Below are 26,983 nucleotides of genomic sequence, written 5' to 3' on the forward strand. Positions count from 1 at the left end.
GTTGTATTTTTATAAAAAATCATCCCGGTTTGAATTGTTTACCCTTTCACTAAATGGTATTCTGTTAGTATATTGGCAAAGCGAAATAAGTATAGGTCAATCAAATGAATTTGAGTGTAACGCTAAAAAAAAATCAGGATATAGAGGTGCTAGATATGGATCAAGCAACAGACAAATTCCCCAACGGTTTTTTGTGGGGCGGGGCCGTTGCCGCTCATCAAATTGAAGGGGCTTACGACGTCGACGGTAAAGGACTATCGACTGCCGATGTCTTAACGGCCGGCAACCAGAGGACGCCACGTGAAATCACCAAAGGCGTAAAAAGCGATCAATACTATCCGAATCATGAAGCCATCGATTTTTACCATACGTATAAAGAGGATATCCAGCTATTCAAGGAGTTAGGGTTGAAAGCCTTTCGGACATCGATCAACTGGTCCAGGATTTTTCCCAATGGGGATGACGTGGTACCGAATGAAGCAGGCTTACAGTTTTACGATGACCTGTTTGATGAACTGTTGAAAAACGGCATCGAACCAGTCATTACCCTGTCACACTTTGAGATCCCTTATGCCCTTTACGAAAACTACGGCGGTTTCAGAAATAAAAAATTGATCACCTTTTTTGCCTGGTATGCGGAAACGGTCATGCGCCGCTATAAAGATAAAGTGAAATATTGGATGACCTTCAATGAAATCAATAATCAGATGGACACGTTCGAAAAACTGCATGCGTGGACGAATTCAGCGATCTTATTTGAAGACGGGGACGACAAGGAAGAAGTCACGATCCAGGCGAGTATGAACGAGCTGATCGCCAGCGCCAAGGCGGTCAAAATCGGGAAAGAGATCAATCCAAATTTTCAGATTGGCTGCATGATGGCTTATGTCCCAGTTTATCCATATTCATGTCACCCGGAAGATATGCTGGCGGCTAGCAAGATGATGGAACGCCGCTTCTTCTATAGTGATGTGCACGTTCGCGGAGAGATCCCGAGCTACGCTTTAAAACTGTGGGAGCAAAAAGGTTATGATATCGACTACTCACAAGAGGATCTAGAAATTCTTAAAGAAGGTACCGTTGATTATATCGGCTTCAGTTACTACATGTCGACCGCAGTGACGACACTGTCCGGTGTCAAGGGAACACCGATCAGGGATTATCCTTATGCCAAAGTGGTGTCTAATCCGCATGTGAAAGCCAATGACTGGGGCTGGCAGATCGACCCGGATGGTTTGCGTTACACGCTGAACACCGTGTATCAGCGCTACAACAAGCCTTTGTTTATCGTTGAAAACGGGATGGGTGCCTATGATACGGTCGAAAACGATGGCAAGATCCATGATGATTACCGCGTCAGTTATTTGGAGGCGCATATCCAGGCGATGTTCCAGGCTGTCAATGAAGACGGCGTCGAACTGATGGGTTATACACCATGGGGAGTCATCGATATCGTCAGTTTTGGTTCTGGTGAGATGGAAAAACGTTACGGCTTCATCCATGTCGATAAAGATAATCAGGGCAACGGTACCCTCGTGCGCAGAAAAAAAGAGTCGTTTGCATGGTACCAGAATGTCATCGAACAGAATGGCTTGAGCAACTAAAACAATTTAAATGGAGGTCAGTGGATGAATGTTCTGAGTATCGATGTCGGTGGGACAAGCATCAAGCATGCGATCGTAAACGAAGGAGCGATCGTTGCTAAAGGAGTTACCCCCACATCGACCACCAAAAAAGAGTTTCTTGAAGCAATAAACTCTATCACAAAAAAATACGATGAAACATATGATTTCAAGGACATCACCTTGAGTTTTCCGGGCTATATCAACCCGAACAACGGCTATGCGGAAAAAGCGGGCGCCTTGAATTTTCTTGACGGCAGTAATATCATAGACCAGTTTGCGGAAACGATTGGGCAGGACTATAACTACCATATCGAAAATGATGCGAACTGCGCGGCTATTGCTGAAAAAAATAGTGGCAGAGCCGTGGACAATCAGTCGTTTCTTTTAGTCACAGTCGGGACTGGTTTTGGCGGCGCCTTTTATATCAACAATCAACTCGTTCGCGGGTTTCAATACAAAGCGGGGGAATTCGGCCAGATGCGGATCATGTCACGGACGGATATAGATAGAAAAGTAAACAGTTTAGCCTCCGTCAAGTGGCTTATCATGAACTTCAAGGAATTGAAGAACCTGCCTAAAGAGGCGCAAGTGTCAGGAGAAGAAATTTTGGATAATAGTAAAGATGATCCGGAAACCGAGGCATTGGTAAAAAGTTGGATCGCGGATATTTGTGTGTCCATATTCAACGTTGTGACCGTGATCAATCCAGAAAAAATACTCATCGGTGGCGGCATCAGTTCACACCCGTCATTTTTACCACGCGTGAGAGAAACGATGGATATATTATTCAATGACTGGCATGAGTTCAGAGTGCCGATCGAAACCTGCAAGTACCATAACGATGCCGGCATACTGGGCGCCTATTATAACGCGATCAGTAACTAGCTTTTATACTGGCACTATTAACTGAACATCGATACAGTCAATAACCCCAAGATGGCCGGTTGGGACGCTTGGTACATGAGCCGCTGCAGATGAGAATAAATAATGAAAAACGTGACAGCTATCATTAGCTGTCACGTTTTTTTGAGTTGAAATTTTTCGCCCGCGAAAAATGACCACTTAATTAAAGAAGTTGATGTGTCTTAAGTGGAAACTAGTGAAGATACCCACTGAATCTTCATTAGTTTAATCAAAAGAGAGCCGAACTCCTTAAGATAAACCGTAATCTTAAGGAGTTATCGAGGTAACAGTGGAAACTTCTTAAGATAAGACGTCTAAACCATCATTATAAAGTTGAAATTTTTCGCGGGCGAAAAATGACCGCTTAATTAAAGAAGTTGCCGTGTTATAAGTGGAAACTAGTGAAGATACCCACTGAATCTTCATTAGTCTAGTCAAAAGAGAGCCGAACTCCTTAAGATAAACCGTAATCTTAAGGAGTTATCGAGGTAACAGTGGAAACTTCTTAAGATAAGAGCGTCTAAACCATGATTTTAAAGTTGAAATTTTTCGCGGGCGAAAAATGACCGCTTAATTAAAGAAGTTGCCGTGTTATAAGTGGAAACTAGTGAAGATACCCACTGAATCTTCACCAGTCTAGTCAAAAGAGCGCCAAACTCCTTAAGATAAACCGTAATCTTAAGGAGTTATTAAGGTAACAGTGGAAACTTCTTAAGATAAGAGCGTCTAAACCATGATTTTAAAGTTGAAATTTTTCGCGGGCGAAAAATGACCGCTTAATTAGTGAAGGTAATGTCTATTCAACTGTAGTAGGTGCCTCGACCAGCAAAATGTGTGTGATAGTTACTCTTCAAAACGACTTGTATTCTCGATTTGGAACAGTCACGCCCGCACCACTCGTAAATGAAATCCTTCGTAAGGTCGACAGCTGGGAACAACAGTCGGAATTCTCCTATACTTCGGTGGATGGCCTCAGCTATTTTTTCTTGGTGCCCACAATCAGAGCATAGACGAAATTGTCGCGAAGCAGTGTGTCTAAATGAAAAGCATTCAGGACAGAGGATACCTTTTTGCAGTTGGTCGAAGGTATACTCAGGAAGATTAGCTGGACGAAAATTGTAATCATGCAGTTTGACCAGTTTATCGCCCAACGCAGCGATACGATCAGTAGCATTTGGTAACTGTTTCACCAAATCATTAAAATGCTTTGGTAGTTGTCCTGCAAAGATAATGGATCGAGTTGACGGCAGCGAATAGATGTAAAAATCGGGATTGATGTAAACCACATAAGAGGTGATTTCGGTCTGATAACCGAAATTCAGCAACAAGTTATACAAATAAGCACGTTTCCGGTCGGCCTGAGCCAAAGGATCCTGTAACGCATGACCGGATCCTGAAAATAGTGAGCCGTCCCGATAATGGTAAGTGCCGGAATAGTTTTTCACTTCGTATAGATAAATGCGGTCGGCTGTAATAAGCAAGGAATCGATCTGGAAATGTGTGTCCCGGGTACTGATCAATAGATCATTTATAATCAGACCCGTTAATTGTGAGTCGTTCATACAGTCATCAAATAGTTGCTCTCCTTTAAGACCCTTGATTTGATTCTCATACAGAATTTTTTCGTTGAATGAGAGATCCATTCGGTAATTCAAAGATTCCAGCAAGAGATGATTTATCGATTTGGTTCGTTCTTTAAGTATCATGTAGACATCCGCTCCTTTTTTAATTGTCTCTATATAATATATATACAAAAGAATCTGAAACTCACTTTTTTAATTGAAATCTTCAGTAGTTTTATCAGAAAGGGTCGAAACTTCTGAAGATTAGAGAGAAACTTAAGAAGTGGGCACAAAAAATAGCGTTACTTCTTAAGATAACAGTATTATCTTCAGGAGTAGCCGCAATCTATACCAAAACTTCTTAAGATAAAGTGATGATCATACTAAAAAGAGGTTCATTTTGTCAGTATACTGACAAAATTTCCGAATGACGGTTAAGAGTGACAAAAAACGGTCAAAAATGGTTGCTTTCAAATACAAGGAAAAAAGCTAGATAGTCATTCGTGAAGAGAAAATTCATCTGTGGAAAGACACTATTTACACAGTCTTAAAGCTTTAAGTGTTAGTATACGTCTAATCCGGCTTGGAAGGGGTATACTTGAACCAGTATAATTGGTAGCGCTTATATAATGCTAGTATGATCGAATGAAAGGAGAGAAACCGGTCGATTTCGTGTGAATCGGTAGGTGATTTGTTAAATTTTTAATCTCACTTGTTCCGATTTAGTATAAACTTCTCATCCGGAAGGCAGATTTCGTCAGAGGGCTGATGAAATTGGTTACTCTTCCAATTAACAGACAGTGAATTTTACTATTGATCTTTTAAACAAACAGGAGGGCTAATAACCATGAATCTATTGAATCAATATATTGTGGCTTTGACTCATTTATACGGGGCCGTTCATAAAAATGAAATCGTTGAAACCTACAATGCACAGAACGAAAAATCGATCAGTGTTGAAGACGTCGAAAAACAGTTGAGAAATCCTTCAGAAGAAGTCGAGAAACGCTTTGCCTTTGCTGAAGGTAACTACTTTATCAGTGAAGCAGTGGTGATTTTCGGTGACTTGGAGGAGTTAATAGTCAAGCAGAAAGGCAAACCTAGATATTATCCTACGAAAAATGAATTATTGAGGTATGTTGATCCTATTGTTTTGAAAAAAGTAAGGAAGACTACAATAAGTTCGATTCTATAATAAAACGTGTCTCAAACGGTAACGCTGAATTTTTCACTGGCGATAACTAACCACTTGAATAGAGAAACTCCTTACGAGTTGTTGCTAATCGTAAGGAGTTTATGCGTTATTTAAGTAACATGTCTTGTAGCTATTATCAATATAAGCAAAACGATTCAAAAACCCACTAAATTAGTCCGAAGATATTTTGTCAGTTGCCTGACGAAATAGCCGAATGATACCCCAGTATTATAAAAACCGTCATACTGGGGTAAGATAGTTGTTATTTGGTGCGAGATTTAATACGATAAAGGGAGATCATAAAAACGTTTGAATTTCTAATACAAGGAGAAAAACTATGAAAAAACGACTGCTGCTCTTTTTAACAATACTCTCGACTTTCGTCCTGTCTGCCTGCGGTCCATTGGAAGCCATACTGGATGACTTGATCGAAGAAGATTTAGAAGAGTATCGAGATGAGTTGGAAGAAACGGCTGATCAGGAATCAGAAGAAGCTCGTCCGGATCCAGATGGTTATTACAGCAATCCTGATGAGGTAGCATTGTATATCTATTCGTATGATGAGCTCCCGGATAATTACTTGACCAAAGCCGAAGCACGCGAATTGGGATGGGAACCCAGTGAAGGCAATCTGTGGGAAGTGACCGAGGAGATGCTGATCGGTGGAGACACTTTCGGAAATCGTGAAGGCATTCTTCCGGAAGAAGAGGGGCGCCAGTACTATGAAGCAGACGTGAATTACGAAGGCGGATTCCGCGGAGCCGAACGCCTCGTTTATTCCAATGACGGATTGATTTACTACACCGATGATCATTACGGCAGTTTCCAGCAGCTTTATGGGGAGGAATAAGCGATGCGATTAGTGAGATTAGACGGAGCATTTATGTCGGATAAACAGTCAGCACATAAGTATATGCAGCGGAAACTAAATATTGTAGGCTATTACGGTTACAATCTGGATGGCCTATACGATGCCTTGAGTGTGTATGACAAGGAACTTTCGATCATGCTGATCAATAAACCGGATATGCTTGAGCAGCTCGGGCCATACGGCGACCGGTTGATTCAAACGTTTAAAGACGCAGAGAAAGCGAATAAAAATATTACGTTTAAACTGGGATATAAAGAAGCTGATCTTGGGGGAGAAAACATGGGATTCAATAATGATCAATATTTAAAGGGACAAATCGATAAGCAGTACCGTAAGCCGAAAGAATCTTCAGTGAAAGTGTCTTTGGATCATGAACCGTTTGACGTGGATGCCGACATAATGAAAAAAGTGGTATCCAGTGACATCGAAACGCTTCAAAGTATGGTAAGAGAGGGAGCAGCAACCTATTCAGATATCGTTAAGTGTTTCTGGAACCAAGTTTTGGAGCACAAAGAATTCAATGCCGTGATTTCTTTAAACGAGGAAGTAGTTGAACAGGCAGAAGCATTAACCTACGATGACGCACATGACTTGATATACGGAATACCGGTCTTAGTGAAAGATAATATCGCCACCACAGACTTACCGACGACGGCCGGCGCTGCCGTATTACAAAATTTCCAGCCGAGTCAGGATGCGGAAATCATAGAGCGTTTAAAAAACAAAGGAGCACTGATCTTAGGGAAAACGAATTTATCAGAGTGGGCGAACTTCATGTCGACGGACAGTTCCAACGGCTATTCTGCCATCGGTGGCCAGACCAAAAACGCACACGGTGAATTCGATGTCGGTGGGTCGAGCGCAGGCAGTTCAGTCGCTGTGGCACTCGGTTTTTCACCAGTGACGATCGGTTCAGAAACGTCAGGTTCCGTTATATATCCAGCCAGTCAAAATGGGGTCGTGGGACTCAAACCGACACTCGGTTTAGTGTCACAAGATGGAATCATCCCCATCTCCAAAACACATGACACAGCAGGTCCGATAGCCAAAACAGTTAAAGATACCTATTACCTTTTCAAAGCGATGACAGATATTGAAGAAACGGCACACTGGGACAGAGAGAGCTTGACGGGTGTAAAAGTAGGGATTATAGACAATGAAGTAATTAAAGTTGTTTACCGAAAAGAAGACGAGGAGATCTTATCTCTTGCAGAAGAAGAGTTGAGTAACGCGGGCGCGTTAACTTCCAAGATTATAGTGGATGAAGAAGCGTTCAATGTGGATTATCTCAATGTCCTGAAGCACGAATTCAACATGGGGACTCAGTCATACTTTGAATCGTATGGAAATAGTGGGTTAACGTTGGACAAGATTTTTGATTTTAATGAACAAAACGAAATCGACTTTGCGCCCTACAACCAGGAACTGATTCGTCAGTCGATGGAAGAGCATTATACAGAAGGAGAGAAAACAGAAACCATTCGACAAAATCAAACGGTAGCTCGCAATGCACTGGACCAGGCCTTTGAATCGGTAGATATACTAGTAACGCTCAGTAACTATGCCACAGTCCTTTATGCAGCCGCGGGTTATCCGGCACTCACTATCCCTGGGCATAAACGATCCACCGGCGAACCGGTAGGGGTCACTTTTATCGGTAAAAATAAACAGGATATCAAGCTTTTAGAGTGGACATACGCTTATGAAAAACAGATGATAGAGAAGTAAAGAGAAGTAAAGAGAAGTAAAGAGAAGTAAAGAGAAGTAAAGAGAAGTAAAGAGAAGTAAAGAGAAGTAAAGAGAAGTAAAGAGAAGTAAAGAGAAGTAAAGAGAAGTAAAGAGAAGTAAAGAGAAGTAAAGAGAAGTAAAGAGAAGTAAAGAGATTAGAGAAAACTTGATTATGGATTATAAAGTGACAATTATTGTAGGGAAATTATGATGATTGATATAGGGGAGACTTTTTTAAATTCAAGGTATATACGTAGGTTTTAGTCTAAATCAAATGTAAAGGTTATGCGAGTAGATTTTCACACTTATTAATTAGGGGGTGGAACTTATGAAATTGGACGAACTGTTATCCGAATACTTCTGCCGAGTTAATGAAATTGATTTAAATCAGAATTATACTATTGAGAAAATAAAGGCTAAGGATCTTATTGTTAGTGAGAGATTAGATTTAATTCCCAAATTAAAATATATTGAGTTCAGAGAAAAGGGTTATGATTTGACTTTCCCTAAAGAAATTTACACAGCGCATATCGAAGCGTTAACTCTAGGAACATACAATGAGCCTGGAAATGTTTACAAAAATTCTATAAAAAAATATTTTGATACTTTCGATTTTTTAATCGATGATATAAAGAAGAATGGTTTTGATGAGCATAAATCTGTTATTCCCGTTGGAGGTAATAATGCAATATTGGACGGAGCACACCGTGTGGCAGTAGCTGCTTATTTCAATTTGGAAGTCCCTATTATTCGATTCAATAATATTTATTCATCCTATAATGTCGATTTTTTTAAAGAAAGATTATTAAACGAAGAATATCTTGATTATATTGTCTTGGAATATTCTAAATTAAAAAAAGAGATATACTGTGCATGTGTCTGGCCCCGAGCAAAAGGGAAATCCCAATTAATCAATGTAGATAAATTAGTAAGAGATTCAGGTAAAATTGTCTATAAGAAAAAAATAGGATTGAATTATAATGGTCTATACCACTTAATAAAACAAGTGTATTCTTCAGAAGCTTGGGTTGGAGATATTAATAACCATTACAAAGGAGCTAAAGCTAAATCAAATCAATGCTATGATAATAGTGAAATTATTACTGTTTATATATTTGAATGCGAGAGTTACGATAAAGTGGTAACATTAAAGAAAAAAATAAGAGATATTTTTAATGTAGGCAAACACTCGATTCATATTACAGATAATACTGAACAAACTGTTCGAATAGCTAATATGCTGCTAAATGAAAACTCGATACATTTTCTAAACAATGGAAACCCTAATAAATATGTTGAATTTATAAACAAGCTGGATGAATTTATGGGTTTATTGACTAAGCATGACTTGAATTCCAACCAATTTATAATTGACTCAAGTAGTGTTTTGGCTTTATATGGTCTAAGAGATGCAGAGGATATTGATTTTATAACCTCGTCAGATCAATTTGAAATGATTGAAAATAAATTCACCCACAATCATCATGACTATCTAAAGTATTATGAAATGCCAGTTGAAGAATTATTGTTAAATCCCAAAACATATTTTTATTATAATGATTTGAAATTTACAAGTCTGGGAGTTTTAAAAACTTTTAAAAGAAACAGAGCCGAAAGTAAAGATGAAACTGATATTGAATTGATTGATAGCATCACTACTGAAAAAAATGAAATGAGCTCAGTTAAAAATAAATTTAAAAAGTATTTGAAGAGATCAATCAGGAATAGTAAATATGCTTTACATGATTTCGTGGTGAAGGTATCCAAAAAACTATTTCTTTATAAATATTTAAAAAGATACTATAAATATTTAAAAAGTCTGAATTAAATTGAGTACCGGTTTGATGATAAGGAAATTCAAAAAAGTGTTGAATCAGTCATTTAATTCGGCGGCAGAGTGGCCATCACTGAACAATTATGCATGATTCTATATTGAGGGATGGGGTAACTTATAATAAGGACGTTCTATTACTAGGTTAAGTTGATATTCTTTACCTGCATAAATAAATTTTGTATTATATAATCATGATTAACTTTGATTTAACTGTATTTTTATTTAATAGCATAATATTCAATCGAGACATATTTCGATTATTATTATAGAGACATACTACTTCATTTCAGCTCTCCTTCTTGTTACATCCACTTTATTCTTCTTAAACTTTTCATGAAGTTAACTTTTATTTTGACACAACCCTTTCCCTTATAAACGAGAACAAAGTAAAAAGCACAATAGATATGGATTGTTTCATAATTAATGAAGCACTGCGTTAAAGGCCATATCACTATGAGATGAAGATTAATATCTGTAAAAAATTTGTTAAACACTGGAGGTGAAGACCTTGCGTACTAAACAGGCTTTTAAAAGTATTCTCTCGTCTACTTTGTTACTCATATTAACTATTCTCTCGGGATTCGCCTTACCCAGATTAATGTTGGAATACTTCGGCTCAGAATTAAATGGGCTGATTGCTTCCATTACTCAATTTCTTGGGTACATTATAATCATGGAAGCGGGACTAGGCGGGGTCATACGAGCAGCTTTATATAAGCCGCTAGCAGATGGAGAAGACGAGACTGTCAGTGCTATAATTAAAGCGACTCAAGATTTTTTTAAATCGATTGGTTATATATTTGTCTTATATCTCATATTTCTTGCAATAGTTTATCCCTATTTGGTAAAAGATGAGTACGATTTTTTATTTACATTTTTTTTGATCATAATAATTGGTTCGAGTACCTTTTTTAAGTTTTATTTTGGAATATCCTATCAAATACTAATAGAGGCTAATCAACAGAAATATGTAACTAATTTTATCCAGATGTTTACAGTGTTGGGTAGTACCTTAATTATGATTTTGTTGATCATTTTTGGCGCACCTATTCATATTGTTATGTTAAGCACCATGTGTGTTTACAGTTTTCGTCCATTATTATTAAAGTGGTATGTTAAACGTCATTATCATCTAGACAGCGAAGTTGACCCAGATAAAACAGCACTCAAACAAAGGTGGGACGGTTTCGGTCATCATATAGCATATATGTTGCATATGAACACTGATATTGCAATACTCACTTTGTTTACTAATATGAGAGTAGTATCCGTTTATGCGGTTTATTATATTGTTATTGCCAGTGTTCGGAATATCATTAATTTATTCTCTCATGGCGTAGATGCAGCCTTTGGAAATGTGATTGCTAATGAAGAGAAAGAACTAATGATTGAAAAGTTTAATATGTATGAATATGGAATGTTTGCGATCATCACGGTGACTTTTACTGTAACTAACATTATGATTCTTCCTTTTATACGAATTTACACTTCAGGCATTACTGATGTGAATTATATTAGACCAGAATTTGCAATTCTTATTGTCTTGGCTGAAGTGATCTATTCTATACGCAAACCTTATAACACCATCATCAAGGCCGCAGGACACTATAGACAAACGCGAGGTATTGCATATACAGAAGCACTTATTAATATCAGTGTATCCGTAGTACTTTCGATTCAATTCGGACTTATAGGAGTGGCCGTTGGCACACTAACCGCTATGCTATATAGAACTTTACTATATGTTCATTACTTATCAAAAAATATATTGTATCGAAGTTTATGGTCGTTTGCCAAAAAAGTACTGGTTTTTTCTGCCAGTGCATTAATTACGACTATTATTGTCAATGTATTACCAGAGATAAGTGTCACAAACTTCAGTAGTTGGATAATTTATGCCATTCAAGTCACAACCCTGTCTTCTGCAGTAACGCTGGTTTTATCTGTATTCTTTTACAAAAATGAATTGTTGGATATTCTGTCTATTTTCAGAAACATAGTACATGTGAGAGTTCATTGATATAATTTATATGTGATAGAGAAACAGTGATATTGGAAATAAATAACAAAAAGCCTCATTTATAAAGACTGGAACAAAATCCAGTCTTTATAAATGAGGCTTTTTGTTGATGATAATTATTTAGTCAAGTGTACATATCAGTATATCACTTTTTCCACACTATCTGTTTGACGACCAGAAAGGATGAGTGCACCCAGACCAGTGATCACAATGAAGAATCCGATGATCCAGCCCACATAAGGGATCAGCATCAATAGTTCCAGAATAAACAGACCTAAAAACACAAGCAGGAATTCGTTACCAAAATTCGGCCTGCCGAACAATCTGAATATCGAAGCCCCGATATACAGCGCCACGATGATTCTTGAGATATACAGAGCAATACCGTACAGCATGGCCAGTATCACACTCATTGGGATACCGATGATGGTGATCATCAGCAGTATCAGTAAAAACGGTGTGACGATGAGCGCTAATAACCCTATGCCCATAGTCATGAGCGGTTTAGTACTGATGGGGAGGACGGTATCCATCCAAAAGAGAGGTTTGAGTAGTTTGATCAGGAACCAAACGACCAGTGCACTAAGGACGCTCCATAAAGCATACAGTGATCTTAACAGCCATCTTTCCTGTCGGTCGACACGCCACTGCCTATCCCAGGTGCTTCGTTGCGTATATTCGGTTTGACCGGCAACTGTGGCATTGGGAGACATATCTGCTTCTTCGGGACCTTCATAATTCAGATTCCCATCGATCGAAGCTGCATCACCCAGTGTCAGTGCTTCACTGTTGATATTAGCATCTCCACCGATTGCGCCGTTCAATGCAATCAGTTCCCCGACCGCGAATAGATGACGCGGAACTTCGCCTACAAGCATCACGTCCATTCCGGCAATGAACACGTCTCGTCCGGCTTCGGCATTTTGGTCGATGGTGACAGTTTCTCCAGCGAAGAAAAGCTCTCCATCATTCTGGCCACTCATTTGGATCCGGGTACCGAGACCGTATATGTTACCGTTTATTTCACCGTTGATCTGAATTGTTCCCCCAACGAGGAACAGAGAACCATTGATATCGCCATTAACCTGTATCTGATCACCCGCAACAAATGTCGTGCCATCGACATCTCCGTCAATTCGAACGAAGTCGCCTGAAAAGAATCCCGGCCCATCTAAGGTCGTGCCTTGTTCCAGCGTTTGTCTAGCTTGGCGGTTAAACATGTGATTCTGTGCAGAAACACTACCTGCCAAAGTAAACAGTCCAATTAAAAATAATATGATGACAGAAACCCTCAAGAGTTTAGAGCTGTTCAATTTTTCATTCATTTTATTAAACCTCCTGACAAACGAGTTGACTAACTATTCACCAGTAATACTTAATTATGTTTACCGCTACACCTCCTGCATTTTAGAATGAGTGGGTTATCTTTAAACCGTGTAAGTATGCTTGGTTGGATATAATATTAATTAGGATTGCTTAAAGGGGACAAAAAAAGTAGAAAAGAGGGCGTAAGAGTAAATCATGGAAGTTTTTTTCGCTGGGATTTTTCAACCTTATTTTACCACTTTCCAAGAAAAAGACGTTAATGAAAGCAACTAGGTGCGGGACTCGAGCTACTTCCATAATTTCAAAACCAAAGCAGCTTGGTCAGCAAGATCCGACTGTTTATGATTGGGCAGAAACCGATTTTTCATTATATAGTGGCGCTCACATTGGGATCTTGGGTGCTTTGGTGGAAGAGACAAATGTTGAGAGCATTTTACGCTTAAACTTGCAGGCAACTCAATTCTTTAATGAACATACGCTACCTTCTTACTTGCTTTATAATCCTTTTGATGAAGCAAAAGTTGTTGAGTATGTCGTCACATCAGATGAACCCGTCGACCTTTACAATTCGATAACGAATGAACGAATCTTTTCTGATGTATCAGATAACGCAGATATTGAAATTGATCGGATGCAGCTGTCGTGATAACAGAAATACCGACAAGTGCTGATATAGTGGAAGAGGGAACCAACTATTATGTAGACGGTAAATTCATTTCTCAAAAACTTATCACAGCTAATGTTACGAATCTTGAAACTAATGCTGCCGTATCCGGTCAGTTTACGCTGGACATCGAATTAGCGTCAAATTATGATAGCGTGATCGACAAAGTGAGCATAGAGTTAAATGATGAAGTGATTGTTTTTGAATCGGATCAGACTATCGAATTAGATACCAACGGTTTTTCAACAGGGAACAAAAGACTACTTATAAGTGTAGAAACTGTTGATGGTAGAACAGACAGTATGACGCACCGACTAAAGCTCGAATAAATAAGGTTAAAAAATGAATTTTAAGAGAGTTTTAAAGAAGTGAGTGTTGAGTGTGAAGAATGTTCAAATCTCTGCATGACGCATCATTATAAAAAAAAGAGGCATGGTCCCTATAAACTGGATCATGTCTCTTTTGCGTTAAATAGAAGGGGATTTATTTAATAATCTGCGTAATTTGGTTGAAATCAATACCGGGACAAAAATTATTTTCTGTTTGTAAACAGTTAATAAATATAATAATACAACTTAGTTTAAAAATATATGGTTTATAAATGAAAAAATTGTTATAATAATGAAAACGCTTGTTAATGTGGTTTTATTCACAAATGAATTGTCGATCTTTATCTTACCACTAATAATAGCAGCAATTTTAAAATCAAAAAATAGAGGGGAGAATTTTGGAATACTTGGATGGATAAATGCCGTTTCTATTGTAATAGCATCCCCGATAAATATCACGATTACTATGGAGCTGCTGTATTGGTCTTTGTTCTTAGATAATATAATAGGATATAACGATGAAAATACTAAAACTAGAATAAATAACAATTTCAGAATTTCCTGAATGAAGGTGAGGATTAATTGATATCCTAAGGCATAATCATATGAGGGACAAAGAGAAGGGTGGAGGGAAATGAAAAAAATAATCACTAAAAGCATACTCGTTTTTGGATCGCTGTTAGTATTCACTGGTTGTGGTAATCAAACAGACAGTGCTTATTCTGAATCTATTCAAAATGGTTTGGATTCACTAATTGCAGAAGATTACGATAAGGCAGAAGTTTATTTTGAATTAGTTAAAAATGAGTATTCGGATGACGAACGTGCTAATAATTTATATATACAAATCCAATCGTTTAAAGAAGCAATAGAATATTTAGAAGCTGGAGATATAGAAGAGTCTAGAGTTTTGGCTACAGAAGTTACTGACATGAACAATTCATCGATAGGCCTTACTCACAGATCATCTAATCTGCTTATATTAATTGATGAGATAGAAGAAAATAGGAACGTTTTTTTAAGCAATTATACGGAGGCATTATCACTATTTGAAGAAGAAGACTATGAAGAAGCAAATAACTTATTGAGTTTAAATGCTGATGACATTCTATCTAATGAACTTTATTACTCTGATATTCTTAAAGATAGTCAAGAGTTGACTATCGCTATAAATAAAAAGATTGATCAAATAGCGACGAGCGATTTAAAAGCGGAAGAAGAACGTATTCAATTAGAAACTGAGGAACAAGTTATAAAAGAAGCAAAAGCTGCAGAGCAAAAGAAAAATGATGAGGCGAAAGCTAAGGCTGAAGCTGAAGAAGAAGCTTCTCAAACAAGTGACTCAGGTTCATTGTCAATGAGTGTAGAGGAATACCGTAACCAAGTTTGGTACGGTTACGACGAAGATCCTAATTTTACATATAATGATGCATTGGCAATAATTAAAAATGTAGTTGGACCAGAACCAGAAGATGAATCTTTCTATTATAACGGAAGATTAAGAGTGAGCATAAACGATTCAGGGATAAGATCCTACACGCTATGGAAAGAAGCAAACACTGGTGAAGGTACTGCAGACGCAACATTTGCAGTTTACGATGTTTATGAGGATAATACAGTCTTTGAGCATTAAAATTTAAGTAGAAAAAGGAGATTTAGTATGTTGAATAAAAAATATACTCTTGGAGCATTAGTAGTATTAACTATCTTATCTAGCTGCTCAGCGGATTCATCGAGTGATTACAATAAAGCAATCGAGACTGGATTAGATTATATTATAGCAGAAGATTACTCAAGAGCAGAAGTGCAATTTGAGCAAGCAATAGCATTCCGAGAGGGAGACGATAGAGCAGCGGCACTATTAGCTCAAACCACACATTACTCAAATGCTCAAAAATTATTAACAGATGAAAATATGGATGAAGCTATCCAAGAAATTAAAAAGATATCGACATATGAGGATGGATCGTCTGGGTTTATTATGAAATCTGAGAGGTTACTAGCTCAAATTGATGAAGAAAAGAATATTGTCAATGATAGCGATACAGAAAAGAGCAGTGAAAGTGACAATAACACAGAAAATAACAATGAAGAGGTAGCAGCAACTAACGACTCAACCGATAGTGAATCAGAAATAAATGACTCAACTATTGAAGAAGAGAAAACAAAGGAAATCACAAAGGATGATTTCAAAGGTTTCTATGCAGCGTTTGAAGATGCTCCTTTTAACTCTAATATTTTTCATGTATTTGTAATTACAGATAGTGTGTATCATGACATTGTGCCAGCATGGGGGGAGTATGGTAGTTTTCATATAACTCATCAAGTAGTTAGTGATAACAAACTTTCAATAGACTATGAACCTCGAGATGAAGAAGGTGGAATGGAACTCACTGCCGGAAGCAAAGAATTTCAATTAACTATTAATGATGATCAATCGAAGGTAATTCATTCTGGAGACTATCAGTACTATCCGATTAGTATTATTCAATTAAACGATTTCGGTTTTGATTTGAAAGAAATTTCACTGGATGATTAATAAAAAGTGAAATAATTAAAAGCTTGTGTTAACTATTGATTGAAACTTTTTGATAGAACTTTCTTTTAGAAATCATGTTATCGGAGTAACAACAAATCAAAAACACTTAGTGATAATAAAATTATCACTAAGTGTTTTTTTTGCGAAAGATAACGCTTTACTAATTTTAGTAAACATTTCGTAAAAACGCTTGCATATTTCTGCGGTTTTAATTATGATTATTACAACAACAAATAAAAGGGATCAGAAAACGATTATTATCAACACTTATTGAAGGAAGGTGGGAACCATCATTTCTATGAACTATTTGAAAAAAGATGTGCTGGAAGTGAACCGTCAGCCCGAGCATGCGTACTTCTTTACCTACAAAGATAGTGAAAGAGCACTCACATATGACCGGACACTATCCAGCGGTTTTACATTACTGAACGGGGTTTGGAAGTTTCATTACGGCAAGCATCCGAACGACGTAGACGAAGATTTTTTCGAGGAAGAATTCAATGATCAATCATGGGAATCAATTCATGTTCCGTCACACTGGGAGATGAAAGGATTTGGCAAACCTCATTATACAAATGTACAGTACCCGTTTCCGGTCGATCCACCGCATATTCCGTCAGATAATCCGACAGGGACATACCGGAAAGAATTTTATTTAACCGACTTGAATGAACGCTCAGTGATAAGGTTTGAAGGTGTCGACAGTGCATTCGATCTATGGCTGAACGGCGAATATATCGGTTATTCAACCGGGAGCCGCATCGCAGCCGAGTTTGATGTTTCGGAATTTTTAGTTGAAGGAAAAAATACAGTGGCAGTTAAAGTTTACAAGTGGTCAGCGCAGAGTTATCTGGAAGACCAGGACATGTGGTGGCTGTCGGGCATTTTCAGAGATGTCTATATCGTTTCCAAAGAGGCCGCCGGGGTCAAAGATTATTTCGTCAAAACACTCTTTGATCCTGAGTATAAAGATGCTGAACTCAATCTTTCTGTCGAATTTACAAAAGCATCGATCGGTAAAGACTTGGTGGTCCAGCTTTTAGACCATGAACAAAATAAAGTCTTTGAAGAAACTGTTTTGATTGAAAAAGAGACAGTAAACATTAGCAAAATGATCGAAGAGCCACACAAATGGTCAGCTGAAGAACCATATCTGTATCATTTACAGCTGATGATCAAGAACGATGACGACATTTTGGAAGTGGTACCGCAGCGTGTCGGGTTCAGGCAAGTGGAACTCAAAGATGGTCTGATCCAAGTGAACGGAAAACGTATTTTATTTAAAGGCGTGAACCGGCACGAGTTTCATCCCGAACACGGCCGGTATGTCACCGTCGATGTGATGGAACAGGATCTTAAACTGATGAAGCAGCACAATATCAACGCGATCAGAACGTCTCATTATCCAAGTGACCCGCGTTTTTATGATTTGTGTGATGAGTACGGTTTTTATGTGATCGATGAAACGGATCTGGAAACACACGGGTTTGTATTGATCAATGATCCGGACCAGTTGAGTGACAACAAAGACTGGCAGCAAAATTATGTCGACCGCATCACGCGCATGGTCGAACGGGACAAGAACCATCCGGCTGTTATTATCTGGTCGCTTGGTAATGAATCGGGCTTTGGACAGAATCATCTGGCCATGGCTGAGTGGGCAAGAGGGCGAGACGATACCCGTCTCCTTCATTATGAAGGCGAAAGCATTCGTATCCTGGATGAATCGAATTATGAACCGAAACAATTGAACCAGAGTGCCGATTTCTTTTCTACGATGTATACAGACGTGGAACGGCTTGAAAAATTAGGCAAACAGACCCATCTCGAACAACCGCATGTCTTATGCGAATATGCGCATGCGATGGGTAACGGGCCAGGTGGTTTCAAAGAGTATACCGACTTGTTCAATAAATACCCGCGCCTGCAAGGCGGTTTTGTCTGGGAATGGATCGATCACGGGATCAAATCCGTGAATGAAAACGGTCAGGAATTCTATGCATATGGTGGCGATTTCGGTGAACACCCGCATGACGGTAACTTTGTCATTGACGGCTTGATCTTCCCGGACCGCACACCCTCGCCCGCACTGCTTGATTACAAACGGGCCATTCAGCCGGTGAAAACAGAGCTAAGTGGCAACAGACTTACCATCACGAACCGCTATGATTTCGTTGCTTTAAATCATCTCAAAGGCTGTTGGGTCCTTAAACAGAACGGAAAGATAGTGAAGCAAGGTGAGCTGGACGTGAGTGGCGTAAAAGCACATGAATCAGAAACAATCGACTTACCAGTTGACTTGACAGAGATCACAAAAGAATCTCAGTTGCTGGTCGAGTTTCAAACTGAAACAGCAAGCAGATGGAGCGACCGGGGTCATTTAGTAGCTTGGGATCAATTCACTTTAGGTAATGAAGTGACTTATCCAAAGGCTATTTCGACAGAAGAACCGATCGAACTATTTGAAGAAGGAGACACACTCATCCTTCAAAACGGACACTTTGAACTGGTCTTTGATACCTTCAAAGGCAAGATCAGTACGTATATGGTGAATGGAGACCTCTTGATCGAAGAGGGACCAGAGAACAATTTCTGGCGAGCCATGACGGACAACGACAGCATCGGACACGATGAATTTAATACCAGTCCGAACAGTGATATTTGGAAACAATACGGTGTCGATCACTTCCAGGAAAGAACGGAAGACGTGAAAGTTGATGTGCAAGGCGAGACCATCGTTATTGAAGTGAAAAGCACGTTGGCTCCGCCTGTTTTAAGCTGGGGTTTCAGGTCGATCGTTAAGTATACGGTGAAACCAAACGGCGTTATCGATATCGACGTCAATGGGGAAAAGTTCGGCAACGGCCCACTGACTTTACCGAAAATCGGGCTTCGCATGAACGTCTCGAAATGGCTCGAAAATGTCTCATGGTACGGCAACGGTCCTGGCGAATCGTATCCGGATATTCAGTTCGCTACTCGCAAGGACGTCTGGGATATGAAGAGTGATGAATTGGAAACACCTTACATTATGCCTCAAGAAAATGGGAACCGCAGCGATGTCGATTGGGTCAGTTTCACACACAGCGACGGCACGGGACTCATTGTCAAAGGAAAAGCGTTGAACTTCAGTTTAAGAGCTTACAGTACCGAACAACTGGACGAAGCCAAACATATCTACGAACTTTTAAAAGCAGATGCGTTTGAACTGAATGTTGATTACAAACTGAATGGCATTGGTTCTTCGAGTTGTGGACCAGGGGTGTTGGATAAGTATAAACTGACGAATGAGAGTTACCAGTATCACTTAAGTTTGGAACCACACACTTGATCATCTCCACAATGAGAGCAGGCTATACCGTTGACAACATGGCAGTTATGATCGCTATCTTCATCTTCGTTCTGTAGAAATACTTTGTAGAAGGTATGGTTGGATCGCTCAAGCAAGAAAAAAATAATTTTATAAAAACACCCAAAAAGATGAACCCGAATCTTTTTGGGTGTTTTCTGATTTTAATTATGAAAAATAGTTTTGATTAATGTTTGAGATCGAAGCAGATTTTCACTTGAATGGAAAACCGGTTTAAATTATACTGATCGGCCGCCGTATTAAAGAAGCGTATCGAATCAATTTCGAAAAAAGCAATGCTCTTTTGAGTATTGCTTTTTTGTAATTCATAAATGGACAAATTCATATTTATTTATGAAATAGTATGAAGTTAATTAAAAGGCATAAAATGAAATCCTTTACATTGAAAAGGATTCAAATAATCATCAAATAGATGTTAAAATTTTCTGTATAATCATATTGTGGAGTAAATAATACGAGGAGTGATGATATGGAAGAAGATTATTTCCAAAGAAATAAACGGTTTAATGATATTTATTACTTAACTAAAGGAACAGAAGCTTGCGTTCCCAGTCATCATTATGGTCCAGCACGAAGGGAATATTATTTAATTCATTTAATCGAAGAAGGAAAAGGGATTTTTATTTCAAATGGAGTTACCTATAACTTGAAAAAAGGTCAGTTCTTTCTTATATACCCGAATGAAACAAACTATTATAAAGCTGACGAAGATTTTCCATGGAAGTATTCTTGGATTGGTTTTCATGGAGAGAACGTCGAAATGTTATTAAAAAGTATTGGTTTAAGTAAACAAACACCTGTGGGAAGTGTTGAAAATGCAAAGGACACTATCAAATTGATGAATAAAATCATTAAAGCGCCCATCACAGACAATAAATCTTTAATCATTCTTCAAGGATACTTATATTTACTTTTAGCAAACTTATCAATTGGACGAGACCTGTATGACACTGAGCATAAATCAGATGTTATTAACAAAGATATAGAATACACTAATCAAGCCATTCAGATCATCCAAGACAATTATCATAGAATAGAATTTTCTATATATAGTATAAGTGAAAAAATGGCTTTAAACCCATCTTATTTATCTCAATTATTTAAAAGGACAACGGGTAGAACAATGAATGATTACTTGATCGATTATAGACTTCAAAAGAGCCGAGAAATACTAGATACGACACAAGAATCGATTCAGAATATAAGCGAAATGGTAGGTTATAGTAATCCATTGAGTTTCACTAGAATCTTTAAAAGTAAGATGAAGATGACCCCCAGTAAGTACAGAAAAGTAAGAGAACATTATAAAAGCGAAGAGTAAATATTTACTAAAACTAAAAAAACGTAGGGTTTGACACTATTAAAGTCAATTGTTTTGACCGTTAATCTGATATGATAGTACTATAGTAAAGCGTTTACAAAGAGTGTTGTTTAAGTAAATATTTTACTAAAAGAATTATAAAAGGGGTAATTGCTATGAACAGAAATTGGAAAAGATTATCGTTAACAGTAGGACTAGGAGCAGCTCTAATTTTGACAGCTTGTAATTCTGAAAGTTCTTCTGACGGAGATGCTACCTTAACTTACAGTATTTGGGATCAAGGTCAAGCTGCTGGCATGAATGCAATTGCAGATGCTTTTGAAGAGGAAAACCCTGGAATTAAAGTAAACGTAGAAGTAACGCCATGGGATCAGTATTGGACTAAACTCGAATCAGGTGCTCAAGGAGAAAGCTTACCCGATCTATTCTGGATGCACTCCAACGAATTTTCTAATTATTCAGAAGGCCAAATATTAATGGATGTTTCTGACTTGCCAAATGAAAGTGACACGCTTAGTATGGATGAATTTCCAGAAGAGTTAGTACAAGTTTATACAACTGAAGACGGCCAAATGTTAGGTGTACCTAAAGATTACGGCAATATTGGTTTATGGTACAACAAAGCCTTGTTCGATGAAGCAGGCTTAGATTATCCGGATGCCGAATGGACTTGGGATGATTTATTGGAAAATGCAGAAGCGCTTACTGATCTAGATAATGATGTATATGGTGTTCTAGCCCCTCTTAATAGGGAAGAAGGCTATCATAACTTCATTTATCAAAATGGTGGGCACGTACTATCGGAAGATAAGACCACCTCTGGATTCAGAGAAGATGAGACCAAAGAAGCTGTACAGTGGTACGCTGATTTGAGCGTCAAACATGGCGTATCACCTACAGTGGGACAATTTGCAGATAATACCAATTTAACATTCTTTCAATCTGGACGTGGTGCAATGGGATTCTTCGGGTCTTGGATGATTTCACAATTAGCTGAAAACGAATATACGAACGAAAATGTTGATGTAGCACCAATGCCTAAAGGCACTCAAGACGCAGTCATTTATAACGGTTTAGCTAACTCAGTATCAGCGTTTACAGATCATCCTGAACAGGCTCGTAAATTTTTAGAATATTTATCATCTGAAGAAGCTATGATTATTCAAGGTGAACACGGAAGCGCAATTCCAGCACTGAATGGGACGGATGTTTCCTTCCTAGATGCCTATCCTCAATTTAATACACAAATTTATCTAGATCAAATGGAGCATCCAGTGATTAAGCCTTACTCTAAATTTACAGCTCGTTGGGAAGATGCAGAAAATCAAGCGTTGATCCCAGTTTTTAAAGGAGAGGCCACTGTTGAAGAAGTTTCTGAAACCATAATAACTGGAGTCGAAAAAGTTTTGGAAAGTGAAAAGTAATAAGATTCTCTGACTTTTTAATTGTTGCTGAAAATGGGCCTGAGACAATTGTCTGGGCCCATATTTATAGGGAGGTATATTATGGAAGCTCAAAGTTCAAGCGTTAAGACTACAACTATTAAAAAAGCTAAATTCAATAAAAAAAAGAACATGATGTTTTGGGGATGGTTATTTATAACACCAACTTTGATTGGCCTATTAGTACTGAATATTTTTCCGGTTTTTCAAACTGTGTATTTAAGTTTTCACAACGTCAGTACTTTTGGTCAATCAACTTTTATAGGTTTAGATAATTATATTGAAATGTTTAATGATACGATTTTTTGGAAATCACTTAGTAATACGTTACTATACGCTGGGATACAGGTGCCCATCACTATAGTTCTATCTATTTTTGCAGCTGTTTTACTTAACTCTAAAATAAAAGGTTTGAGCGTATACAGAACATTATACTTTTTACCAATGATAGCTGCTCCAGCAGCAGTTGCGATGGTATGGAGATGGTTATTTAATTCTCAATACGGTCTGATAAATATAGTGATCGGTAGTTTAGGATTTGACGCAAATATTCAATGGTTATCAGATCCGAATCTCGTTCTGTGGGCCGTTATTATCGTAGGTGTATGGTCTAATATAGGATATAACATGATACTGCTATTAGCGGGACTGCAAGAAATATCAAAAGATTATTATGAAGCAGCTACTATGGACGGTGCCAGTAAGGTGAGACAATTCTTCCAGATCACTTTACCTTTATTGACGCCGCAACTTTTCTTTGTATTAGTAACAAGTATCATTTCGGCGTTACAGGTTTTTGATGTCATTTTTGTTATGTTTGATCTCACTAACCCAGCTCTCGCATCGGTCCAATCGCTCGTGTATGTATTTTTCCATGAATCTTACGTACTGAATGACAAAGGGTATGGATCAGCGATAATCATTGTATTGGTAATAATTATCATGATTATTACAGCTATACAATTAGTCGGTCAGAAAAAATGGGTCAACTATGATTAGGAGGAAATGAGTATGCATAATAATTTAAATATAAAAACTAAAACACTTATACACATTATATTGATTTTAGGTGCTATTGGTATGGTTCTCCCTTTTGTCTGGATGATATTGACTTCTGGAAAAACTGTAGCTGAATCTACATCACTACCACCACAAATCCTGCCAGCTAGTTTTAGATGGCAGAATTATTCCGAGGTTTGGAATGCCCTACCATTCATAAGTTTTTTCATTAACACAGGTCTCATGATATTCTTCAGAATCATCTCATCAACTTTATTCAGTGCAATGGCTGCTTTTGCCGTGGCAAAATTAGAATTTCCCGGGAAAAACATCTTTTTCATGATCGTTTTAACACAGATGATGATACCAGCTCAGATTTTTCTGACACCACAGTATTTACTTGTTCAAAATTTAGGTTTATTAAACACAGTTTCCGCACTAGTAATCCCAGGTGTAGTCTCAGCATTCGGTACATTTTTATTACGTCAATTTTTCATGAAATTGCCAGATGAATTAATGGAAGCAGCTACAATTGACGGTGCGAATATCTGGCAGATTTTCTATAAGATCTATTTGCCATTAGCTAAGTCTGGTTTAATATCATTAGCTATATTCACATCATTATTTGCCTACAAGGATTTAATGTGGCCTTTAATCGTCAATATGTCTCAAGATAAAATGACTTTATCAGCTGGTTTGGCCAGTTTACAGGGACAATATGCTACGAACTATCCGGAACTAATGGCTGGATCAGTGCTGGCGATCATTCCTATGGTCATTTTGTATATATTCTTCCAAAAACGATTCATTCAAGGTATTGCATCTACAGGAGGTAAATAATGAATATTTTTTACAATGAAAAAACTAAAAGTTTCCATATGAAAAACGACATTGTTAGTTATCAGTTTTCAATAGAACAAGGAAAGTATTTAACACATAATTATTGGGGAAAAGCTGTTTCAGATAATCAGTCAAAATCAGACTATCGCTATGCAGACCGTTCTTTTAGCGTGATACCTAATGAAATAAAAGGTCGAGAGTTTTCATTAACGACATTGCCACAGGAATTTCCAGGAGATAATAATGGTGATTATAGAGAATCAGCACTGAGTATTCGATATAAAGACGGATCGTTCAATACAGCTTTAGAATATGATTCCTTTGAAATAATTGAAGGTAAGCCAGGTATAGATGGATTACCTGCTACTTATATTAGTAGAGATAATGAAGCAAAAACACTGAAGATCACTTTAGTGGATAATAGTAAAAAACTAGAGGTCCATCTCTTTTATACGATATTTGAAAATTATGGCGTCATCACCCGTTCCACAGAGATAATCAATAATAATGTTGAGGCAATTGAAATAGAAAAACTATTGAGTGCTTCTGTAGATTTTGATCATTCAAATTTTGACCTTGTTCAGCTGCCAGGTGCCTGGGGTAGAGAAAGAGAAATTGAAAGAGACAAACTCTCTAGAGGTGTACACAAACTAGATTCAAAAAGAGGGACAACTAGTCATACTTATCAACCATTTATGGCCTTAACTGATCCGGACACAACTGAACACAGTGGCGAAGTTTACGGGATGCACTTTGTTTATTCGGGAGAATTTGTAGCCAATGTAGAAGTTGATGAATATCGAAAAACGAGAATGCAAATGGGCATAAGTCCTGAACACTTTTCCTGGAAATTGAATAAGGGAGACATTTTTCAAGCTCCTGAAGTAGTCATGGTATATAGTGATCAAGGATTAAATAAGATGTCTCAGGACCTTCATCAACTTTATCAAAACAACTTAATTAGGGGTGAACATCAAAATAAAGAACGCCCCGTTTTAATCAATAATTGGGAAGGGACCTACTTTGATTTTACTGAAGATAAAATAGAAAATATGGCTGAAGAAGCAGCTAGTTTGGGTATTGAATTATTTGTATTAGATGATGGGTGGTTTGGAAAGAGAGACGACGATCTTTCATCATTAGGAGATTGGTTTGAATACAAAGCTAAATTACCGAACGGTTTGAAAGCTTTGGCAGAAAAAATAAAAAGTAAAGGGCTCAAATTTGGGCTTTGGTTTGAACCGGAAATGATATCAGAAGATAGTGACTTATATCGAAATCACCCAGAATGGGTGCTCAAAGCCAAGGACAGTGCTCCGTCACAGGGAAGAGACCAGTTCGTCATTGATTACAGTCAAAAAGAAGCCAGAGATCATGTGTTGAATCAAATGAAACAGATTTTGGATGACGTGCCTATCGATTATATTAAATGGGATTATAATCGTAATATGAGTGAATTGGGATCGCAGAATCCAGCCATTCGAGATGGCGAAGTAGCGCATAGATTCATCTTGGGCTTATATGAAATGTTGGAAAACTTAACTAGTACGTATCCTCACATCTTATGGGAAAGCTGTTCGGGTGGGGGCGGACGATATGACCCAGGCATGTTACATTATATGCCTCAGACGTGGACATCCGACAATACTGATGCTGTAGCAAGATTGGAGATCCAAACAGGAACAAGTATGACCATGCCGATTAGCTCTATGGGATCCCATGTGTCAGCGGTTCCTAATCATCAGGTTAATCGTATCACCTCTCTTAAGATGAGAGGCGATGTAGCGATGGCAGGTAATCTCGGGTATGAACTGGATGTAACCCAAATGAATGATGATGACAAAGAAACAGTGAGAAATCAGATAGACTTTTATAAAGAGAATCGCTCGTTGATACAATTTGGAACATTCTACCGAATAATAAGTCCGTTTGATTCAAAAGACAGTACATCCTGGATGATAGTGAATCAAGCAAAAGATGAAGCTCTAATGTATTTTTACAAAATACTGGATCGTGCCAATACTCTATCAGCAAGAGTCAAATTCAAAGGCCTTCAACCAGAATTTCTTTACCAAGTAAATAAATCAGAGTCATGTTACTATGGTGACGAGTTAATGAATAAAGGGATTTATATAGACCCTGTGGTACCAGTGGAGGGTAGCACTGAACCTCACCCGATTGGAGATTTCAGGAGTGAAATCATTAAAATATCCAAGGTGACTAATGATTAAATAGTAGAATTTCAAAAGGTGTTAATAAGAAATCAAAATCTTATTAACACCTTTAATAATAAAATCAAAAGTTACATTTATTAATATTAATGATATGTAGGAAGAACGTCTCCGTGGAAAGATGCTTACTATTTCAATGAAGGGCTGCAAGATGTAATTTAACTTTTTCAAAATGAAAGGAAGT

At 37.9% G+C, this 26,983-nt stretch carries 19 protein-coding genes; 17 read left to right on the forward strand and 2 right to left on the reverse strand.

Annotated features, from left to right (window positions below):
• Positions 1-155: 155 nt before the first annotated feature.
• Positions 156-1,604 carry a 6-phospho-beta-glucosidase gene (locus ACO1PF_RS10365; protein ID WP_423188981.1) on the forward strand — a complete coding sequence of 483 codons (1,449 nt, stop codon included), beginning with the start codon at positions 156-158 and terminating at the stop codon, positions 1,602-1,604.
• A gap of 24 nt (positions 1,605-1,628) precedes the next feature.
• Positions 1,629-2,510 carry an ROK family protein gene (locus ACO1PF_RS10370; RefSeq protein WP_423188982.1) on the forward strand — a complete coding sequence of 294 codons (882 nt, stop codon included), beginning with the start codon at positions 1,629-1,631 and terminating at the stop codon, positions 2,508-2,510.
• 818 nt (positions 2,511-3,328) lie between these two features.
• On the opposite strand, the gene ACO1PF_RS10375 is transcribed toward ACO1PF_RS10370, so the two are convergent.
• Positions 3,329-4,234, reverse strand: coding sequence for a nuclease-related domain-containing protein (locus tag ACO1PF_RS10375; protein WP_423188983.1), 906 nt, complete (start codon positions 4,232-4,234; stop codon positions 3,329-3,331).
• Between the two features lie 703 nt (positions 4,235-4,937).
• On the opposite strand from ACO1PF_RS10375, the gene ACO1PF_RS10380 reads away from it, so the two are divergent.
• The 5 genes from ACO1PF_RS10380 (at position 4,938) to ACO1PF_RS10400 (ending at position 11,738) form a co-directional block, all read left to right on the forward strand.
• Complete coding sequence (locus ACO1PF_RS10380; protein ID WP_423188984.1) at positions 4,938-5,285, forward strand: hypothetical protein; 348 nt, start codon at positions 4,938-4,940, stop codon at positions 5,283-5,285.
• A 337-nt stretch (positions 5,286-5,622) separates the two neighbouring features.
• Positions 5,623-6,135 (forward strand): ribonuclease domain-containing protein, encoded by a 513-nt coding sequence (locus ACO1PF_RS10385; protein WP_423188985.1) that lies wholly within the window; start codon positions 5,623-5,625, stop codon positions 6,133-6,135.
• Between the two features lie 3 nt (positions 6,136-6,138).
• Complete coding sequence (locus tag ACO1PF_RS10390) at positions 6,139-7,884, forward strand: amidase family protein (protein ID WP_423188986.1); 1,746 nt, start codon at positions 6,139-6,141, stop codon at positions 7,882-7,884.
• Between the two features lie 328 nt (positions 7,885-8,212).
• Positions 8,213-9,712, forward strand: a complete 1,500-nt coding sequence (locus ACO1PF_RS10395; protein WP_423188987.1) for a hypothetical protein — start codon at positions 8,213-8,215, stop codon at positions 9,710-9,712.
• Between the two features lie 514 nt (positions 9,713-10,226).
• A complete protein-coding gene (locus tag ACO1PF_RS10400) occupies positions 10,227-11,738 on the forward strand; it encodes a lipopolysaccharide biosynthesis protein (protein WP_423188988.1) in 1,512 nt (503 codons plus the stop codon).
• A 137-nt stretch (positions 11,739-11,875) separates the two neighbouring features.
• On the opposite strand, the gene ACO1PF_RS10405 is transcribed toward ACO1PF_RS10400, so the two are convergent.
• Positions 11,876-13,063 (reverse strand): hypothetical protein, encoded by a 1,188-nt coding sequence (locus ACO1PF_RS10405; protein ID WP_423188989.1) that lies wholly within the window; start codon positions 13,061-13,063, stop codon positions 11,876-11,878.
• A 260-nt stretch (positions 13,064-13,323) separates the two neighbouring features.
• On the opposite strand from ACO1PF_RS10405, the gene ACO1PF_RS10410 reads away from it, so the two are divergent.
• From ACO1PF_RS10410 to ACO1PF_RS10455, 10 genes are all read left to right on the forward strand, one after another.
• Entirely contained in the window at positions 13,324-13,710 is a 387-nt protein-coding gene (locus ACO1PF_RS10410) for a hypothetical protein (protein WP_423188990.1), read from the forward strand.
• Positions 13,707-14,057 carry a hypothetical protein gene (locus tag ACO1PF_RS10415; protein ID WP_423188991.1) on the forward strand — a complete coding sequence of 117 codons (351 nt, stop codon included), beginning with the start codon at positions 13,707-13,709 and terminating at the stop codon, positions 14,055-14,057. Before ACO1PF_RS10410 ends, ACO1PF_RS10415 begins: the two co-directional genes overlap by 4 nt.
• 634 nt (positions 14,058-14,691) lie before the next feature.
• Complete coding sequence (locus ACO1PF_RS10420; protein ID WP_423188992.1) at positions 14,692-15,690, forward strand: hypothetical protein; 999 nt, start codon at positions 14,692-14,694, stop codon at positions 15,688-15,690.
• Between the two features lie 27 nt (positions 15,691-15,717).
• Positions 15,718-16,596 carry a hypothetical protein gene (locus ACO1PF_RS10425; RefSeq protein ID WP_423188993.1) on the forward strand — a complete coding sequence of 293 codons (879 nt, stop codon included), beginning with the start codon at positions 15,718-15,720 and terminating at the stop codon, positions 16,594-16,596.
• 298 nt (positions 16,597-16,894) lie between these two features.
• Positions 16,895-19,927: a glycoside hydrolase family 2 TIM barrel-domain containing protein gene (locus tag ACO1PF_RS10430; protein WP_423188994.1), complete on the forward strand. Its 3,033-nt coding sequence runs from the start codon at positions 16,895-16,897 to the stop codon at positions 19,925-19,927.
• 508 nt (positions 19,928-20,435) lie between these two features.
• On the forward strand, positions 20,436-21,287 hold the full coding sequence (locus ACO1PF_RS10435) for an AraC family transcriptional regulator (RefSeq protein WP_423188995.1): 852 nt from the start codon (positions 20,436-20,438) through the stop codon (positions 21,285-21,287).
• 155 nt (positions 21,288-21,442) lie between these two features.
• Complete coding sequence (locus ACO1PF_RS10440; RefSeq protein ID WP_423188996.1) at positions 21,443-22,711, forward strand: ABC transporter substrate-binding protein; 1,269 nt, start codon at positions 21,443-21,445, stop codon at positions 22,709-22,711.
• 81 nt (positions 22,712-22,792) lie between these two features.
• Positions 22,793-23,728: a carbohydrate ABC transporter permease gene (locus ACO1PF_RS10445; protein ID WP_423188997.1), complete on the forward strand. Its 936-nt coding sequence runs from the start codon at positions 22,793-22,795 to the stop codon at positions 23,726-23,728.
• Between the two features lie 12 nt (positions 23,729-23,740).
• Positions 23,741-24,568: a carbohydrate ABC transporter permease gene (locus ACO1PF_RS10450; RefSeq protein ID WP_423188998.1), complete on the forward strand. Its 828-nt coding sequence runs from the start codon at positions 23,741-23,743 to the stop codon at positions 24,566-24,568.
• Positions 24,568-26,799 (forward strand): alpha-galactosidase, encoded by a 2,232-nt coding sequence (locus ACO1PF_RS10455; protein WP_423188999.1) that lies wholly within the window; start codon positions 24,568-24,570, stop codon positions 26,797-26,799. Before ACO1PF_RS10450 ends, ACO1PF_RS10455 begins: the two co-directional genes overlap by 1 nt.
• Positions 26,800-26,983 lie beyond the last annotated feature (184 nt).

The sequence above is a fragment of the Alkalibacterium sp. f15 genome (assembly GCF_049389645.1).
Lineage (GTDB): Bacteria > Bacillota > Bacilli > Lactobacillales > Carnobacteriaceae_A > Alkalibacterium.

Coding starts and splice junctions, on each gene's coding strand:
- ACO1PF_RS10365 (WP_423188981.1), top strand. CDS start 156: ATGGATCAAGCAACAGACAAATTCCCCAACGGTTTTTTGTGGGGCGGG.
- ACO1PF_RS10370 (WP_423188982.1), top strand. CDS start 1,629: ATGAATGTTCTGAGTATCGATGTCGGTGGGACAAGCATCAAGCATGCG.
- ACO1PF_RS10375 (WP_423188983.1), bottom strand. CDS start 4,234: ATGATACTTAAAGAACGAACCAAATCGATAAATCATCTCTTGCTGGAA.
- ACO1PF_RS10380 (WP_423188984.1), top strand. CDS start 4,938: ATGAATCTATTGAATCAATATATTGTGGCTTTGACTCATTTATACGGG.
- ACO1PF_RS10385 (WP_423188985.1), top strand. CDS start 5,623: ATGAAAAAACGACTGCTGCTCTTTTTAACAATACTCTCGACTTTCGTC.
- ACO1PF_RS10390 (WP_423188986.1), top strand. CDS start 6,139: ATGCGATTAGTGAGATTAGACGGAGCATTTATGTCGGATAAACAGTCA.
- ACO1PF_RS10395 (WP_423188987.1), top strand. CDS start 8,213: ATGAAATTGGACGAACTGTTATCCGAATACTTCTGCCGAGTTAATGAA.
- ACO1PF_RS10405 (WP_423188989.1), bottom strand. CDS start 13,063: ATGAATGAAAAATTGAACAGCTCTAAACTCTTGAGGGTTTCTGTCATC.
- ACO1PF_RS10410 (WP_423188990.1), top strand. CDS start 13,324: ATGAAAGCAACTAGGTGCGGGACTCGAGCTACTTCCATAATTTCAAAA.
- ACO1PF_RS10420 (WP_423188992.1), top strand. CDS start 14,692: ATGAAAAAAATAATCACTAAAAGCATACTCGTTTTTGGATCGCTGTTA.
- ACO1PF_RS10425 (WP_423188993.1), top strand. CDS start 15,718: ATGTTGAATAAAAAATATACTCTTGGAGCATTAGTAGTATTAACTATC.
- ACO1PF_RS10430 (WP_423188994.1), top strand. CDS start 16,895: ATGAACTATTTGAAAAAAGATGTGCTGGAAGTGAACCGTCAGCCCGAG.
- ACO1PF_RS10435 (WP_423188995.1), top strand. CDS start 20,436: ATGGAAGAAGATTATTTCCAAAGAAATAAACGGTTTAATGATATTTAT.
- ACO1PF_RS10440 (WP_423188996.1), top strand. CDS start 21,443: ATGAACAGAAATTGGAAAAGATTATCGTTAACAGTAGGACTAGGAGCA.
- ACO1PF_RS10445 (WP_423188997.1), top strand. CDS start 22,793: ATGGAAGCTCAAAGTTCAAGCGTTAAGACTACAACTATTAAAAAAGCT.
- ACO1PF_RS10450 (WP_423188998.1), top strand. CDS start 23,741: ATGCATAATAATTTAAATATAAAAACTAAAACACTTATACACATTATA.
- ACO1PF_RS10455 (WP_423188999.1), top strand. CDS start 24,568: ATGAATATTTTTTACAATGAAAAAACTAAAAGTTTCCATATGAAAAAC.